The sequence below is a fragment of the [Bacillus] selenitireducens MLS10 genome (genome assembly GCF_000093085.1).
GTDB classification, from domain to species: Bacteria; Bacillota; Bacilli; order Bacillales; family Salisediminibacteriaceae; genus Salisediminibacterium; species Salisediminibacterium selenitireducens.
Window position 1 is genome coordinate 742683 of sequence record NC_014219.1, and the last position, 15566, is coordinate 758248.

Genomic DNA, 15566 nt, shown 5'->3' on the forward strand with positions numbered 1-15566 from the left:
AAAGGAGCGCGCTGCCCGTTTTCAGGCGATTCGATTCAGATGGTCAGATTCTTAATGGTTAATGGACGAAAATTCTGAACGTTCGTGATATGATGAAAGACAGAAACCTGTAGTATTCGGGTGTATTTGAGGAGGTTATTCGTTGTGAAAACAAAATCCTATCAGTCCCTTGTCGAGCATGACCAGGTAAGGGCCTTAATTGATAATGTGGAACAGGTGGTTGTCGGAAAACGGCGTGAAGTGGAACTGAGTGTGGTGGCGCTCTTATGCGGCGGTCATGTGCTCCTTGAAGACGTGCCGGGTGTCGGCAAAACGATGATGGTCAGGGCGATTGCGAAATCCATCGGTGCGGCGTTCAAACGGATCCAGTTCACCCCCGACCTGTTGCCTTCCGACGTGACGGGTGTATCGGTATTTAATCAAAAGGAGATGGTGTTTCAGTTCCGGCCCGGTCCGGTCATGTCCAATATTGTCCTCGCCGATGAGATCAACCGTACGTCACCGAAGACGCAGGCGGCGCTCCTTGAGGCCCTTGAAGAAGGGAGTGTCACCGTTGACGGTGAGACGAGAGAGCTTGAGGATCCGTTTCTCGTTATGGCAACGCAGAACCCGATTGAATACAGCGGAACGTATCCCCTTCCGGAAGCGCAGCTTGACCGCTTTTTGTTCAAGTTCAAAATCGGCTATCCGACGAAATCTGAGGAGCTTGACGTCTTGAACCGGGTCGAAAACAATCACCCCATCGAACGGATTCAGGAAGTCCTCAGTCTCACCGATGTGACGGCGATGAAGACGGACGTGCAGGACGTGCGTGTTCATGATTCCATCAAACAGTACATCATTGACCTTGTCACGTCGACGAGGCTGCATCATGCGGTCTCCCTCGGGGCGAGCCCGCGGGCTTCGATTGCACTGATGAAAGCCGCCCAGGCCTTTGCTTTTATGCAGGGACGGACGTATGCCGTACCGGATGATGTGAAGTTTCTCGCGCCTTTTGTCCTCCGGCACAGAATGATCCTGACCTCCGATGCGAAACTCTCGAATCAGACCAGTGAACGGGTGGTCACGGAAGTGATTGAACAGGTCCGTGTTCCTGCCGGGGAAGAGATGCGCTGATGAAATGGCGCGAATGGTCAGGCTGGTTCTGGATCAAGGTGGCGCTTCGGGCAGCGCTCGTTCTCGCCATTGTCGGCGGGCTGTTCAGCTATGCCATGTTCCAGGGCGGGTTTGTAAGCTGGTTTTTGTTCTACAGCGTCACGGTGCTGATTGTCCTGATGGTGCTGTATGCCCTTATCCCCCTGGGGCATTTTGAGGTGAAACGGATCATCGGACAGTCGGCGCTTCCTGCAGGAAGTGACGTGCGAATTCAGGTGCAGATCACGCGGAAATGGCCGTTTCCCTTTTTGTATCTAGGTGTGAAAGATGAGATGGAGCGTCGGCTTGAACGGCAGGTCGGAGGCAGACAGTCAGAGATGATCTTTTACCCATCGGTGAAGAAGGAACTCGTTTATGACTATCAGGTGGAGGACATCCGGCGGGGCAGCTATCAGTTTCTCGGGACGTGGCTTACAACGAGCGATGTATTCGGCTGGGTGACCAAACGGCGCTTTACGACGACGCCGGACTGGCTCCTCGTCTATCCCGATTACCACCCGATCGATTCCTGGGAGGCCTTTGAGCGTCATGAGACGGAGACGAGACAGTCCAATCAGGACTTTGTTGAGGACCGGACGTCCATCGCCGGGGCGCGGGAATACGTACCCGGGGACAAGCTGACGAGCATCGACTGGAAAGTCACCGCCCGCTCGACGAAGCTGATGACGAAAGAATTCGAAGATTATATCGGCCAGAATTTCATGATTCTGCTCAGTAATTTTATCCCTGATGCCACTTACGATACCCTGCAGTCCTATGAGGAAGGCATTGAGCTTGCGACGTCGATCATCATGTATGCCTATGAACGTCAGCTCGATGTGGGCATGATGACAGTCGGACGCTATACGCAGGCTTTTCCCCTGCAAAATGGCAGTGATCATCAGAAGAAGCTCGTGACCCATCTCTCGGAGATTCAGCCCGATGAAGAAGGGAGCTTCGCCGTGAAACTCGTGGACGTCGAGCAGGAGCTGACCAGCGGGTCGACGGTGATTGTCATTGCGACCGCCCTGGATGATGACCTCCTGAGTCAGCTCAAGACTCTCGCAGCGAGGGGGCGTTCGATTTACTTTTTCCTCATGACGAAAGAGAAGGATTCGTTTGATCAGTGGGAAACCGGGCGTCAAAAGGAACTTGAACGGGCAGGGATCATCACGACCCGGCTTGATACAGGGGATATTGACAGCTACTCGAAACAACAGGCAGGTGAAGGCCAATGAAGCAAAAGCAAAAACGGTCGTTCTCTGTCGTGCATCTCTTTATTTATGTGCTTGCCTTTCTGATCCTTTGGGAGTGGCTCAGGCCGATCCCGGCTGTGACGGATACGTCGAGTATTGAGGTCTTTTTGCTCTTTGCCGCAGTCAGTGCCGCGCTCATCTATATCCGTCTGCCTTTTTGGGTGAACATCCCGACCCTCGCGGTTTTTGCAGTCTTCGGGCTGCATCGGATCTTCTATGAGGGGCCTTTTTTCTCGAGGGAAGGAGGCGGCGAATCAGTCAGGCTGATCGGCGGTGAGATCCGTCATAATGCCGCCCTTCTGATCAGTGGTGATATGGAGCTTCTGACGAATCCGTTTCGTACTCTCCTGTTGTTTCTGCTTTTGGCACTGATCTGTTACTTAATGTACTTCTGGGTGTTTCAGACGAGGCGGGTGTTCTTTTTCCTCCTTGCGACGGTTGTGTACATTACGATTCTCGACACGTTCACCGTCGTGGATGCCTCGCAGGCGATCGTACGGATTGTGGTCATCGGCTTCTTCATGATGACGCTTCTTCATATGCTTGCCGTGCAGGAAGAGGAGAAGAACATCGGCAGGGAGTCGGAGCCGGTGCTGCCGGCGGCATGGATGTACACTCTCACCGCCATGGTCACTGTCGCCCTTGCCGCGGGTTTTCTCCTGCCTAAGCCCGATCCGCAGTGGTCGGATCCTGTTCCGGCGATGCGCAGTTTCCTGACCGGTGAAGGGGGCATTGGCGGCGGTGGCGGAACGATCCGCCGTGTCGGATACGGGGACAACGATGAACGGCTCGGCGGCGGCTTTGTGGAAGATGAGAGCGTCGTCTTCGAAGCGGTCGTCGACGGACCGGTTTACTGGCGCGGGGAATCGAAAGATGAGTACACGGGGCTCGGCTGGGTCAATTCCGAGACGGATTTTCAGCCGGCGACGGATGTCTTCGATCCGGATCGGATTGATTACTGGATGTATGATGAGGATCTGACGTCCGGCGAGGATTGGCTCGAAGCGGACGTCGAGATGGTGACAGAGGCTGATTTTCCGCTCTTCTTCTATGCGGGACAGCCGATGGATATCCCTGGTGAAAGCGTCGGTGCCTCTGTCGACGTGACGCCGCAAACGGCGTTTGTGGATCCGCTCACAGGCCGGATTGAGGCCACTGAGCCGGGTCAGGGCGAACGGATTGATTCCTATACGTTCAGCTACAAAGACTTCAGCTTCCCGATCCCGACAATGCAGGAGACCGAAGAGAATGATCCGCAGGCACTCTTTGAGCGGTACACCCAATTGCCTGACGATTTGCCGGAGCGGGTGATTGACCTTGCCTTTGAAATCACCGAAGAGGAAGACAACCGCTATGACAAGGCTGTCGCGGTGGAACAGTATTTCGGTCAGAACGATTTCGTCTACCAGACGACGGATGTTCCGGTTCCTGAAGAGGGACAGGACTATGTGGACCAGTTTCTTTTTGAGACACAGGCCGGGTACTGTGACAACTACTCCACCTCGATGGTCGTTCTTCTGAGGGCCCTTGACATCCCGGCACGCTGGGTGAAGGGCTTTACATCAGGTGAACAGACAGAGGTACTTGACGACGGACGCTCTGTTTACGAAGTGTCCAATACAAACGCCCATTCCTGGGTGGAAGTGTATTTCCCGGAAGTCGGCTGGGTTCCGTTTGAGCCGACGCAGGGCTTTGAGAACTACGCCGATTTTCAGACGGAACCGATCGAGATCGATCTCGATCTTGACGGAGAGGATGCGGAAGACCCCGATGATCCGGAGCGTCCGGATACGCCGGACTCGGAATTTCCGGATCCGGACGAAGGCTTTGATCCGGGTGAAGCCGTCGGTGACGGCGGTGACGGGACAGGCGCTGCGCCGTTCCGGGACTTCCTGACGCCGGGGAATATCCTGATATCCCTTGTTGTCCTGTTCTTCGTGCTCTTTGCCTATCAGAAGCAGAGTAAGCTCATGAACCGCTTTTTCTTTCTCATCTATAAACTGAAGGGAACCGACCGTTCCTTCTTGAAGGCGTACAGACGCCTGTTGTGGCTCCTCGAGAAAGAAGGACTGCCACGCGGAGAAGGCGAGACGCTCCGCGAATACGCAAGACGGGCGGATCAGGCCTTCAGTTCGCAGGCGATGTCGAAGCTGACGAAGGCCTATGAGCGGATCTACTACGGGGGATTTGATCCTGACGGTGACTGGCAAAAGCACCGGAAAGACTGGGAAGAAATGTTGAAACGGCTCTATCAGTAGCCCTTGACCGCTTTGGTCCGTCCTGTTAAAATGAATCAATCTGACACGCATAACGTGAACACGCTTCGTATATCTCCGGAAATAGGGTCCGGAAGTCTCTACCGGGTGACCGTAAATCACCCGACTATGAAGGTGGCTTTGACCCTCCGGTGTGAGGGATGAGTCCGCCTTCGCTCCTGAACTGATCAGGACGGAGGCGGTTTTTTGTTCACCCGGAAGGGACGCGGCACTTGGTGTGCGGTGGTCATTAGCGGCGTCTATTACACAGACAGAGGTGAAGGATATGGAAGAATTAAACGAAAGAATCATTGTCCTTGATTTTGGCGGACAGTACAATCAGCTGATTACCCGCAGGATCCGGGATCTCGGGGTATTCAGTGAGCTCGTGAGCCATAAGGTGACGGCAGATGACGTGAAGGCGATGAATCCGACGGGGATTATTTTCTCCGGAGGCCCGGGGAGTGTATACGCAGACGGCGCTCCGCGCTGTGATGAAGCGATTTTTGATCTGGGGATTCCGGTCCTTGGGATCTGTTACGGCATGCAGCTGATGACGGATCATTTCAACGGCTCCGTTGAAGCGGCGAACCACCGGGAATACGGCAAGGCTGCCATCACGATCGAACATCCATCAAAGCTCTTTAAGGATCTCCCTCTTGAACAGATGGTATGGATGAGCCACGGGGATCTTGTCAAAGCTCCGCCTGAAGGGTTTCAGGTCGATGCAGTGAATCCGAGCTGCCCGGTTGCGGCGATGAGCAATGAAGCAAAAAACCTGTACGGGGTGCAGTTTCACCCGGAAGTGCAGAACACCGAACACGGCAATGCCATGCTGAAGAACTTCATCTATGAAGTGTGCGGCTGTGAAGGCAACTGGTCGATGGAGAACTTTATCGATATCGAAGTGGAGAAGATCCGTGAGAACGTCGGCGACCGCAAAGTGCTCTGCGCGTTAAGCGGCGGCGTGGACTCCTCGGTTGTCGCAGCGCTTGTCCATAAAGCCATCGGCGACCAACTGATCTGTATGTTCATCGATCACGGCCTTCTCCGTAAGAATGAAGCGAAGAGCGTCATGGAGACCTTTGCCGAAGGGTTCGATATGAACGTCATAAAGATCGATGCCCAGGAGCGCTTTTTGGGGAAACTTGCCGGCGTCAGTGACCCGGAACAAAAACGCAAGATCATCGGCAACGAGTTTATTTATATATTTGAAGAGGAAGCGGCGAAACTTGAAGACGTCGACTTCCTCGCTCAGGGCACGCTCTATACGGATATTATCGAGAGCGGCACCGATACGGCACAGACGATTAAATCCCATCATAACGTGGGCGGACTGCCGGAGGATATGAAATTTGATCTGATCGAGCCGCTTAACACCCTCTTCAAAGACGAGGTCCGTGCGGTGGGCTCAGAGCTTGGGCTTTCTGATGAAATCGTCTGGCGCCAGCCGTTCCCCGGACCGGGTCTCGGGATTCGGGTACTCGGCGAAATTACGGATGAGAAACTTGAGATCGTTCGGGAATCCGATCAGATTCTGCGCGACGAAATCAAGAAGGCGGGACTTGACCGTCATATTTGGCAATACTTTACTGCGCTTCCGGACATGCGGAGCGTTGGCGTCATGGGTGACGCGCGCACGTACGATTACACCGTCGGTATCCGTGCGGTGACGAGTATTGACGGCATGACCAGTGACTGGGCGCGGATTCCGTATGACGTCCTTGAGATCATTTCCACCCGAATCGTCAACGAGGTGAAGCACGTCAACCGTGTGGTGTATGACATCACGTCCAAGCCGCCAAGTACCATTGAATGGGAATAACCGAATGAAATAAAAATAATAATCATTAATGTTCGGATTTTTATTGACAGTGACAAGTGGGCTTGCTACACTGATTCTTGTATTCTTATTATCTATATTGTTCGTATAATCTTGGGAATAGGGCCCAAAAGTTTCTACCGGATCCCCGTAAAGGATCTGACTACGAACGATAATCAGTGTTGCATCTCCTGGTGATCGGTTTTTGTCATGAGAACGGTCCGACTGCCCGTGAGGGTGCTGATTATTGTTTTTCAGAAACTGGTCCTGCCCGGCATCATCCGGAGCAGGATCTTTTTGATTGGCGGCCTTCCCTGACTACAGAAAAGGGGATTTGGGACATGCAAAAGTATTTTCAGTTTGATGAATTGGGAACGAATTATTCAAGGGAGATCATGGGGGGACTGACGACCTTCCTCGCGATGGCCTACATCCTGTTTGTGAATCCGGATATTCTCTCCGGAGCGGGCATGGATCAGGGAGCTGTTTATGTCGCCACGGCGCTTGCGGCTGCCATCGGTACGATCATTATGGGTCTGATTGCGAGGTATCCGATTGCGCTCGCACCGGGGATGGGACTGAATGCCTTCTTCACGTATTCCGTAGTGCTTGGCCTCGGTATTCCATGGGAGACCGCGCTTCTCGGGGTCTTCATCTCGGGTATTATCTTTATCATCATCACCGTCGTCGGTATCCGTGAGTTTATCATCAACGCGATTCCTGCAGAGCTTAAGTATGCGGCGGGTGCGGGTATCGGTTTGTTCATCGCCTTTATCGGGCTTCAGAATGCCGGCATTGTCGTCGGATCAGAGGCGACCCTCGTTGAGATCGGCGATCTTGCAGCGCCGGCTACACTGCTTGCTGTTTTTGGTGTCGTCATTACCGTTATCTTCATGGCGATGGGCTTAAAAGGCGGCATCTTTTACGGTATGGTCGTGACGGCTCTTGTCGGTATGGTGTTCAACACTGTACCTGTCCCGGAACAGATCATCGGATCGATCCCGAGTCTCGCGCCGACCTTTGGAGCTGCGTTTTCTCCATTTGGCGAAATGGGTCTTGGTGAAATCTTCACTGTGCAGCTGATGATTGTCATTCTGACATTCCTGTTCGTGGATTTCTTTGATACGGCGGGAACCCTGTATGCCGTTGCCAACCAGGCCGGGTTTGTCAAAGACAACAAGCTGCCGCGTGCGCAGCGCGCCCTGCTTGCAGATTCATCGGCCACGTCGATCGGTGCCATTCTCGGTACGTCAACCACGACAGCGTATATTGAATCATCTTCAGGGATTGCCGCAGGTGCGAGAACCGGTTTTGCTTCGCTTGTAACAGGGGCACTCTTCCTCGTCGCTCTGCTCTTCAGTCCGCTTCTGGTTGTTGTAACAGCAGCTGTGACGGCGCCGGCTCTGATTGTGGTCGGGGTACTGATGGCAAGAAGTCTCGGCAATATTGACTGGAAGAAGTTCGAGATCGCCGTTCCGGCATTTTTCACCGTGATTGCCATGCCGCTCACGTACAGCATTGCAACGGGGATTGCCCTCGGGTTTATCATGTACCCGATCACGATGGTCGCAAAAGGACGCGCCAAAGAAGTTCACTGGATCATGTATATTCTCCTCGTCGTTTTTGCCCTGTATTTCATTTACCTGGGTGAATAAAAGAACAGGATTCGCAGTCAGGAGCGCTCACAGCATGTGGGCGCTCTTTTGCATGTCAGGACAGGGTCTTCGAAATCAGGCATTTTGAAAAGAATGTGCAAAATTGTTGACTTATTTGTGAACGTTTATACAGAAGGATGGTAAACGGAGAAAGGAGCGTTACAATGGTGATAGTGATAATCATTATCAGTGGAGGTTGATGAACATGACTCAACAGGGTCTTTGCCAATTACCGTGCAATACCAGCTGCCTGATCAAAGAATTACCGGCTTGTCCTTTGTTGGAAGGACTCGGCATTTCGGTCGGTTCCAAAGTATGCATTAAACAGAAAAGTCCGTGGAAAGGACCGGTTGTGGTGGAAACGAAGGGACGCAGGGAGGTTGCCATCGACTATGCCATTGCCTCTCAGTTCGTGGTGGAAGAGGTGAGTCATCATGTCGTGTCACGATGAAGGCGGTGTGAGAAGGCCGGATGGCAAGAAGCGGGTTCTGCTCATGGGGAATCCGAACGTGGGGAAGAGTGTTGTCTTTTCCACATTAACGAATAAACGGGTGATCACGGCCAACTATGCAGGCACAACGGTGTCCGCCATGGAAGGAGATCTGGCTCAGGCAAACGAGCCTGCAGTTCTGATCGATGTCCCGGGTGTGTATACGCTTCAGGCTGTCTCAAAGGCGGAAGAGGCGGCTGTGACGATGCTTCAAGAAGGCGCAGATGTGATTGTCTGCGTGTTGGATGCCACGAATCTTGAGCGGAACCTTCAGCTTGCAAAGGCACTGAAGACGCAGGATATTCCGGTTGTGTTTCTTCTGAATATGGTGGATGTCGCAGAACATAAAGGCATTCAGATCGATGTGAACAAGCTCGAAGGCTATCTTCAGGCACCGGTGATTCCGGGCGTTGCGGTGAAGCGGAAAGGCTTCACCCGCCTCATGGCCGAGATCAACAAGGTGCTGATGGGGAAATCGCATGCCGCCAAAGGAGAAACGGTTGATACAGAGCCGCCCGGCGTCATCGCAGACGATGTCCTGACGTACAGAGAATATGAAGAGACGTTGATGGATAAATGCGAACGCTGGACGATTCAGCCGGCTACGGGACTGCCCATTGCCATCTTGTCAGTGCTCCTTGCTCTCGGCTTTGTCGTCGGGATGGGAAAAGCCGTGCGGGCTGTGTTCTTCCTGCCGCTTTTACATAACTACTACATCCCCTTTGCCGAAGGAGTGGCGGCGAGAATCACAACGGAAGGCACGATGCTGTATGCCATTTTGGCCGGGGAGTTCGGTGTCCTGATCAAAGCCGTTGAATGGCCGATTGCCCTTATCTTGCCTTACGTTTTTTTCTTTTATATCACGCTGTCATTTCTTGAAGACAGCGGCTACCTGCCGCGCCTCGGGATCCTGATTGACGGCCTGTTAAGGCGGTTCGGTCTCCACGGACACTCGATCATTCCGATTTCCATGGGCTACGGGTGCGCGGTACCGGCGATTATCGGGACCCGGGCGGCGGCAAGCATGAAGGAGCGTCTGATCATCTCCGCGCTCGTCAGTCTGGCCGTGCCATGCATTGCCCAGACCGGAGCGTTCATCGCTCTCCTTGGCGATCATTCCTTCCTTTTGTTGCTTTCGATTTTTCTGGTGTCCTTCGTGGTGATGTTTATCAGTGGAACGGTCCTCAATAAAATGCTCAAGGGCACGCTTGATCCGGTGCTGATTGAAGTGCCGAATCTGCTTGCACCGAGCCTGTCCACCCTGTGGGGGAAAGTGAAGATGCGTACGAAGCATTTCATGATCGAGGCCGAGATTCCGATGATTATCGGCATCCTCGTTGCGGCTTTGACGATTGAGACCGGTGCACTGACGTACGTGAGCTTTATTGTGGAACCGGTCGTTGTGAACTTCCTCGGGCTTCCACCTGAGGCGAGCGTCGCACTCATCTTAGGTGTGGTCAGACGGGAGCTCGCCGTCCTGCCGCTCCTTGGGATGGATTTAACGCTCGCGCAGATGTTTGTCGGCTCCGTTGTGGCTCTTCTTTATATTCCATGCATGAGCGTCTTTTTTGTCCTCGTGAAAGAATTCCGTCTCAAATGGGCAGCGGCGATCAGTGCGGCTACCATCGTGCTTGCCTTTGTGATCGGCGGATTGGCCAACTATGGGATCCAGCTCGTGCAATGGGTATCCCTCACACTCGGGGGTGGCATGTAACCGTGTTTATTCAATCGTGTACACGTGTTTGTGAGAAGCTGTGCTGCGAGTCGGGATTTTGCGCGCGAATCGGAGCTTACTATTATGAGGATATGGTAAATAGAGAAGTGTCCCTTGGCAGGATCAGACCCGGTGACCGGGTGCTGTGCGTGGGTGGCGGGCGGACGCCTTTTACCGCCTGCCTCCTGGCGGAAAAAACCGGCGCGGACGTGACGGTCATTGATCATGATCCGACCGTGATCGCCGATGCAGAGGCGTTCATCTCCTCGTGGCAACTCTTAAAAGGGCAGATCAGATGCAAATGGCAGGACGGGCAGGAGCCTGGTCATGATCCTTATGATATCGCACATATTGCCCTTCAGGTCACCCCGCAGGCAAAGGTGACAGAAGCGATGTTTCAGCTTGCCGGCTGCGAAAAAGTCCTGTGCCGAATCCCAAAACCCGGTATGCAGGATCAGTACCCCGAAGCGTTCGTACAGGCTGACTGTGAAGCCTGCACGGACCGTGTTGCACACAGAGGCGCAAGAATGGCCGCAGAAACGGTCCTCTTCACAAAAGACGCCTTTGTAAAGGAAGGGGCTGTCGGATGATGAAACCGTTTGGACTGATCGTGCTCGTTCTGGGGCTGCTGATCTGGGTCGGTACAACCATTGAATACGGGAGCGTGTATGAGGCGTTGGTGCTTCTCGACCCAACCGTGATCGCCGTGCTTCTCCTCTTGCAGTTTTTTACCTTTGCCCTCATGGCCAGACAGTGGATGAACCTGATTCACGTTCGGGGAGGACAGGCTTTCTGGTCCGTCATGAACATCCTCTTTGCCAGTGCCTTTACGGAAGGGATCACACCATCGGTCAAATTTGGCAGTGAGGCAGTGAAAGGCTATATGCTGAGACGCCGTTTTTCCCTTGGGATCAAGAGCGTGGTGGAAACCGTCGCAGCGCAAAAAATCATCAGTATATCCGCTCTGGTGCCGTTTCTTCTTGTCACCGTCTGGCTATGGTGGTCGCCGAGAGAAGCGTGGTTGACCCTTGCGGGCGTCGTCCTGCTTGTCTTGCTCATGGTCGGACTCTTTTCGGTCATTCGCCGCAAGCATGAGGTGCTGACGGATTGGGATCGCAGAAGGATATTTTTTCATTACCGGTTCTCGGTGGTGATCTGGGCTCTTTTCTATACGAAAGGACTGCTTTTGAGCACGGCAATGGGGCTTGATCTCAGTTTAACCGGTGTCCTGCTTGCGGTTTTTGTTCCGTATATGGCAGCGCTCATCCCTGTCACGCCGGGTGGCATCGGCACGTTTGAAGCGGCGATGGTGGCGGTTCTCGTCAGCCTCGGAACAGTCGCGTCGACGGCCATCGTGTTTGCCGTCGTATTTCGTCTGATTACCTTCTGGTTTGGCGCTTTTGTTGGCGCAGGGTGTGTGTTTTTGAACCTCAGTCGCGGTGAAGGCAAGCCCTCTTCTGAATCTGTTCAAACGGGGCACATCGGGAAAATCTCTGTCTGAATTGACATCTGTGTCATAACATGATATATTATTCTTTGTGCTGTTTTAGAGCACTCGTTTAATCGCAACGTCATGAACTGGAACTTTGTACGATCGCAACTGCTTAGATCCACTGGCGCAGCCAAGGAGCTGCAAGGATGAAAGAGAAGGTAGGGCTTTCGTTATTTAAGATTTTCGATCTCTGTTCAATACAAAGCAACACCGCGGCAATGATGAAAGGCAAAATCCCGATTCAAACGATACCGGTTTTATGATAACCGGTCGCATAAAAAGCAGGCTCCCGACAGGGACGCCTGCTTTTTTCAATAAAGAAAACTTGGTTTGTCGCCAAGCTTTAATGGCGAAAGCCTTAGTTGCACTTATACTATAATCCTTTAACGAAGTTAAACATTCCTATAGTATAAAAACCAATTGGTCAAAAATAGTCAAATAAAAGTGTTGACCAATTTTGACCAATGGATTATACTGAATACAAATAAAGGTCAAAGATAGTCAAAGTCAAACAATCATTGACCCTGATAGGAGGAATTACTGATGAAATGTCAACACTGTAACAAGAATGAAGCAACGGTGTATTACCGTGTCCAAGTGAATGGTCAGGAACAGTCGGCGGCTTTTTGTCCGGACTGTTATGAGGCCCTCACGAAGCAACAGGCTCAATCCACGGGCAAAACAGGGAACGGTCCGGCATTCGGATCACAACAGGAGGGCGCGTCTTGCAGTGACGGTTCATGCAGTACCGGTGCACAGCCGGAAAGCGAGCGGCTTCTCGATACGTATGGGCGGAATCTGACGGCATTTGCCAAAGATGGGCTCATTGATCCCGTGATCGGGAGAGACAGTGAGATCGAACAGCTTGCGGAAGTGCTGAACCGCCGTAACAAGAACAACCCGGTTCTGATCGGGGAGCCGGGTGTCGGGAAGACGGCGATTGCCGAGGGTCTCGCTCTCAGCATCAATGAAGGCAAGGTGCCGGGGAAGCTGAAAGGCAAAGAGATTATTTCCCTCGACGTGGCATCAATTCTGTCCGGCACGAGTTACCGGGGACAGTTTGAAGAGAAGATGAAGCAGCTTGTCAAAGAGCTTGAAGACAGCCCGGAAACGATTCTGTTCATCGATGAGATCCATCAGATCGTTGGGGCAGGCAAGACGGAAGGCTCGACCGATGCAGGGAATATTCTGAAGCCTGCACTTGCAGGCGGCCAGATCCAGGTGATCGGGGCGACGACGTTCAAGGAATACCGGACGATTGAAAAGGATGCGGCCCTGGAACGGCGTTTTGAACCGGTTACGGTCAACGAACCGAAAGTGTCAGATATGGTGGAAATCCTGAAAGGGCTCGCTCCGAAGTACGAGGCGTATCACGGGGTCACTTATTCGGATGAGGTCCTGAAAGCCTGCGCGGAGCTGTCTCACCGCTATATTCAGGACCGGAAGATGCCGGATAAGGCCATTGACCTGATGGATGTGGCAGGTGCGAAAGCGAACCTGACACACGGCACAGGGAACAAAGAGGACATCGAACAGCGCCTGAAGACAATTGAGAAAGACAAGCAACAGGCCGCAGAGCAGGAACAGTATGAGAAGGCTGCACGACTCCGGCAAGAAGAACTGCAGCTCCAGGACGAGCTCGAACGGGCTCAGTCGAGTGAATCGGCAGAGACCGCCATCACCGTCGCCGATATTCAGGCGATCATTGAAAAGAAGACCGGCATCCCGGTTCAAAAACTTGAGCAGGATGAACAGACGCGCCTGAAGCATCTGGCTGATCATCTCAGTCAAAAAGTCGTCGGCCAGAAGGAAGCGGTTGAAGCCGTGGCAAAAGCAATCCGAAGAGGCCGGGCAGGTTTCCGGCGTGAAGGAAGACCGATTGCCTCCTTTCTGTTCCACGGGCAGACCGGTGTCGGAAAGACCGAACTCACACGGGCCCTTGCAGAAGAAATGTTCGGAGACCGTGAAGCAATGCTTCGCCTTGATATGAGTGAATTCATGGAGAAGCACACCGTCTCCAAGCTGATCGGTTCACCGCCGGGCTACGTCGGCCATGAAGAGGCCGGACAGCTGACGGAACGCGTCAGACGCCGTCCGTACACGATCATTCTCCTCGATGAAATGGAGAAAGCCCATCCGGATGTGCAGCATATGTTCCTGCAGGTGCTTGAAGACGGCAGACTGACCGACAGCCACGGCAGGACCGTGAGTTTCAAGGATACGGTCATCGTCATGACGACGAATGCCAAACCGCTTGACGCCTATTTCAAACTGGAATTTATGAACCGGATCGACCGTGTCATCGGTTTTGAAGCCCTCGGTGAAGCCGAACTTGAACAGATTGTCAGGATCATGCTTGAAGAGGTCATTACCCACAGTCACGATCAGGACCTGTCCATCACCTTTACCGATGAGGCCGTCGCCTTTCTTGCAAAGAAAGGTTATGACCCGAAATACGGAGCCAGACCACTCAGACGGACCATTCAGGAACATGTCGAAGATCTGATCGTCGATGCGATCATGGATGGCAGCGAGTTGGAAAAGGTCACCGTTAAGCTGCATGAAGACGGTGACAGGCTTGAACTTGTAAACGAAGTATAAAACAGCAAGAGACCCTTACGGCAATGAGGAACTGCCTGTAAGGGTCTCTTTTTGTTATTCGTACCTGGACGAGATCAGCTTGTACTGTTCCCGGTTTTCCCCCATATCGGAATGACCGACCCGGGACTCGGAACGGTAATGAATGACCTGCTCTTCTTCATCGAAATAGAGCTCGATGTCATTTTTGAAGCGCATGGTGGACGTGGTGTACACCGCATGAATGTAACGATCGGTCTGGCGTTCAATCGTGATCTCCGGAATTTGTGCGAGCGCGCCGAGCAAGGCATCGACGGACGATGCGAGATTCTCCTTAAACGGGAGGGGATCGACGGATTTGTCCGTGTCATCAGTCTGACTCGATACCGCATTGGGTGACGACGGCATCTCCGCGAAATTCCCGTCATCGGCCCCGATGTGATCGGGGATCTTGTTGTTTTGCACGAACATGAATCCGCCACCGCCCAAGACGAGTGCGCCTGCCAAAGCCATAAATAACCATCTCATTTGTCATTCACTCCTTTTCAATAGGTCAAAGTCACGTTTCCTTCTCTTCTGATGATACGTTATAATGGTTCAAAAGGAAAAAGAAACGATGGAGATTCCGGAAAAAGGTGGCAGACAGGATGGCAGGAAAGAAAACATTCACCGTCGAAGAAAACGAAACGATCGATCAGTGTCTCGCACGCATGGCGAAAGAAGGCTATATGCCCGTCAGGCGCATGGAAAAGCCGGTCTTTCAGGAAGTGAAGAAGAACGGCAGAACCGACGTTGAAACCGTTCGCCAGCAGATCACGTTTGAAGGCAAAAAACGGGAAAGCTGATTTACAAAAGGAAGATACCGTTCGTCTTTCGGTAAAATACGAACAATGAACAGCTTAATATGAAATAATGTTCGAAAATAAGTTGACGCACCTTCGTGAACCTTGATAAGATAATAGCAGATAATCGAACAAAGCCTCATATAACCTCGGGAATAAGGCCCGAAAGTCTCTACCTGACCACCGTAAATGGACAGACTATGAGGGGAAACGAATGTGTAATTCCGGAGATCCGTGTGTCTGTCGACTGAAGCGGGGGTTCTTTCATGCCCTCAGGACGCCGGCATCTCGAATCATGTTGAAGGAGTGAAGCGTATCGAAGACCCTCA

Annotated in this window: 12 protein-coding genes and 3 riboswitches; of the genes, 11 read left to right on the forward strand and 1 reads right to left on the reverse strand. The window is 52.6% G+C overall.

The window, feature by feature from the left end; all coding sequences use genetic code 11:
- Window positions 1–144: 144 nt before the first annotated feature.
- The 10 genes from BSEL_RS03560 (at window position 145) to BSEL_RS03605 (ending at window position 14419) form a co-directional block, all read left to right on the forward strand.
- On the forward strand, window positions 145–1116 hold the full coding sequence (locus BSEL_RS03560; protein WP_013171639.1) for an AAA family ATPase: 972 nt from the start codon (window positions 145–147) through the stop codon (window positions 1114–1116).
- Window positions 1116–2372, forward strand: a complete 1257-nt coding sequence (locus BSEL_RS03565; protein WP_013171640.1) for a DUF58 domain-containing protein — start codon at window positions 1116–1118, stop codon at window positions 2370–2372. The genes BSEL_RS03560 and BSEL_RS03565 overlap by 1 nt, the downstream gene beginning before the upstream one ends.
- A complete protein-coding gene (locus tag BSEL_RS03570; RefSeq protein ID WP_013171641.1) occupies window positions 2369–4648 on the forward strand; it encodes a DUF4129 domain-containing transglutaminase family protein in 2280 nt (759 codons plus the stop codon). Before BSEL_RS03565 ends, BSEL_RS03570 begins: the two co-directional genes overlap by 4 nt.
- A gap of 45 nt (window positions 4649–4693) precedes the next feature.
- Window positions 4694–4795, forward strand: a riboswitch (purine riboswitch).
- A 136-nt stretch (window positions 4796–4931) separates the two neighbouring features.
- On the forward strand, window positions 4932–6470 hold the full coding sequence (gene guaA / locus BSEL_RS03575; protein ID WP_013171642.1) for a glutamine-hydrolyzing GMP synthase: 1539 nt from the start codon (window positions 4932–4934) through the stop codon (window positions 6468–6470).
- An 81-nt stretch (window positions 6471–6551) separates the two neighbouring features.
- A riboswitch (purine riboswitch) is annotated at window positions 6552–6653 on the forward strand.
- 155 nt (window positions 6654–6808) lie between these two features.
- Window positions 6809–8122 (forward strand): NCS2 family permease, encoded by a 1314-nt coding sequence (locus tag BSEL_RS03580; protein ID WP_013171643.1) that lies wholly within the window; start codon window positions 6809–6811, stop codon window positions 8120–8122.
- Window positions 8123–8327: 205 nt separating this feature from the next.
- The gene (locus BSEL_RS03585) at window positions 8328–8573 is read left to right on the forward strand and encodes a FeoA family protein (RefSeq protein ID WP_013171644.1); all 246 of its coding nucleotides are present in this window, start codon (window positions 8328–8330) and stop codon (window positions 8571–8573) included.
- A complete protein-coding gene (locus tag BSEL_RS03590) occupies window positions 8557–10326 on the forward strand; it encodes a ferrous iron transporter B (RefSeq protein ID WP_013171645.1) in 1770 nt (589 codons plus the stop codon). The genes BSEL_RS03585 and BSEL_RS03590 overlap by 17 nt, the downstream gene beginning before the upstream one ends.
- 92 nt (window positions 10327–10418) lie before the next feature.
- Window positions 10419–10916 carry a hypothetical protein gene (locus tag BSEL_RS16920; protein ID WP_049773545.1) on the forward strand — a complete coding sequence of 166 codons (498 nt, stop codon included), beginning with the start codon at window positions 10419–10421 and terminating at the stop codon, window positions 10914–10916.
- Window positions 10913–11827, forward strand: a complete 915-nt coding sequence (locus BSEL_RS03600) for a lysylphosphatidylglycerol synthase transmembrane domain-containing protein (RefSeq protein WP_013171647.1) — start codon at window positions 10913–10915, stop codon at window positions 11825–11827. Before BSEL_RS16920 ends, BSEL_RS03600 begins: the two co-directional genes overlap by 4 nt.
- A 534-nt stretch (window positions 11828–12361) precedes the next feature.
- A complete protein-coding gene (locus tag BSEL_RS03605; protein WP_013171649.1) occupies window positions 12362–14419 on the forward strand; it encodes an ATP-dependent Clp protease ATP-binding subunit in 2058 nt (685 codons plus the stop codon).
- Window positions 14420–14473: 54 nt separating this feature from the next.
- On the opposite strand, the gene BSEL_RS03610 is transcribed toward BSEL_RS03605, so the two are convergent.
- Entirely contained in the window at window positions 14474–14923 is a 450-nt protein-coding gene (locus tag BSEL_RS03610) for a DUF1499 domain-containing protein (protein WP_013171650.1), read from the reverse strand.
- 119 nt (window positions 14924–15042) lie between these two features.
- On the opposite strand from BSEL_RS03610, the gene BSEL_RS03615 reads away from it, so the two are divergent.
- Complete coding sequence (locus tag BSEL_RS03615) at window positions 15043–15240, forward strand: NETI motif-containing protein (RefSeq protein ID WP_013171651.1); 198 nt, start codon at window positions 15043–15045, stop codon at window positions 15238–15240.
- Between the two features lie 116 nt (window positions 15241–15356).
- Window positions 15357–15458: riboswitch (purine riboswitch) on the forward strand.
- Window positions 15459–15566: the final 108 nt, after the last annotated feature.

Bases quoted from the DNA above. Each gene is read 5' to 3' on its own strand.
- BSEL_RS03605 (WP_013171649.1), top strand. From the start codon at position 12,362: ATGAAATGTCAACACTGTAACAAGAATGAAGCAACGGTGTATTACCGT.
- BSEL_RS03565 (WP_013171640.1), top strand. From the start codon at position 1,116: ATGAAATGGCGCGAATGGTCAGGCTGGTTCTGGATCAAGGTGGCGCTT.
- BSEL_RS03615 (WP_013171651.1), top strand. From the start codon at position 15,043: ATGGCAGGAAAGAAAACATTCACCGTCGAAGAAAACGAAACGATCGAT.
- BSEL_RS03590 (WP_013171645.1), top strand. From the start codon at position 8,557: ATGTCGTGTCACGATGAAGGCGGTGTGAGAAGGCCGGATGGCAAGAAG.
- BSEL_RS03570 (WP_013171641.1), top strand. From the start codon at position 2,369: ATGAAGCAAAAGCAAAAACGGTCGTTCTCTGTCGTGCATCTCTTTATT.
- BSEL_RS16920 (WP_049773545.1), top strand. From the start codon at position 10,419: ATGGTAAATAGAGAAGTGTCCCTTGGCAGGATCAGACCCGGTGACCGG.
- BSEL_RS03610 (WP_013171650.1), bottom strand. From the start codon at position 14,923: ATGAGATGGTTATTTATGGCTTTGGCAGGCGCACTCGTCTTGGGCGGT.
- BSEL_RS03580 (WP_013171643.1), top strand. From the start codon at position 6,809: ATGCAAAAGTATTTTCAGTTTGATGAATTGGGAACGAATTATTCAAGG.
- guaA (WP_013171642.1), top strand. From the start codon at position 4,932: ATGGAAGAATTAAACGAAAGAATCATTGTCCTTGATTTTGGCGGACAG.
- BSEL_RS03600 (WP_013171647.1), top strand. From the start codon at position 10,913: ATGATGAAACCGTTTGGACTGATCGTGCTCGTTCTGGGGCTGCTGATC.
- BSEL_RS03585 (WP_013171644.1), top strand. From the start codon at position 8,328: ATGACTCAACAGGGTCTTTGCCAATTACCGTGCAATACCAGCTGCCTG.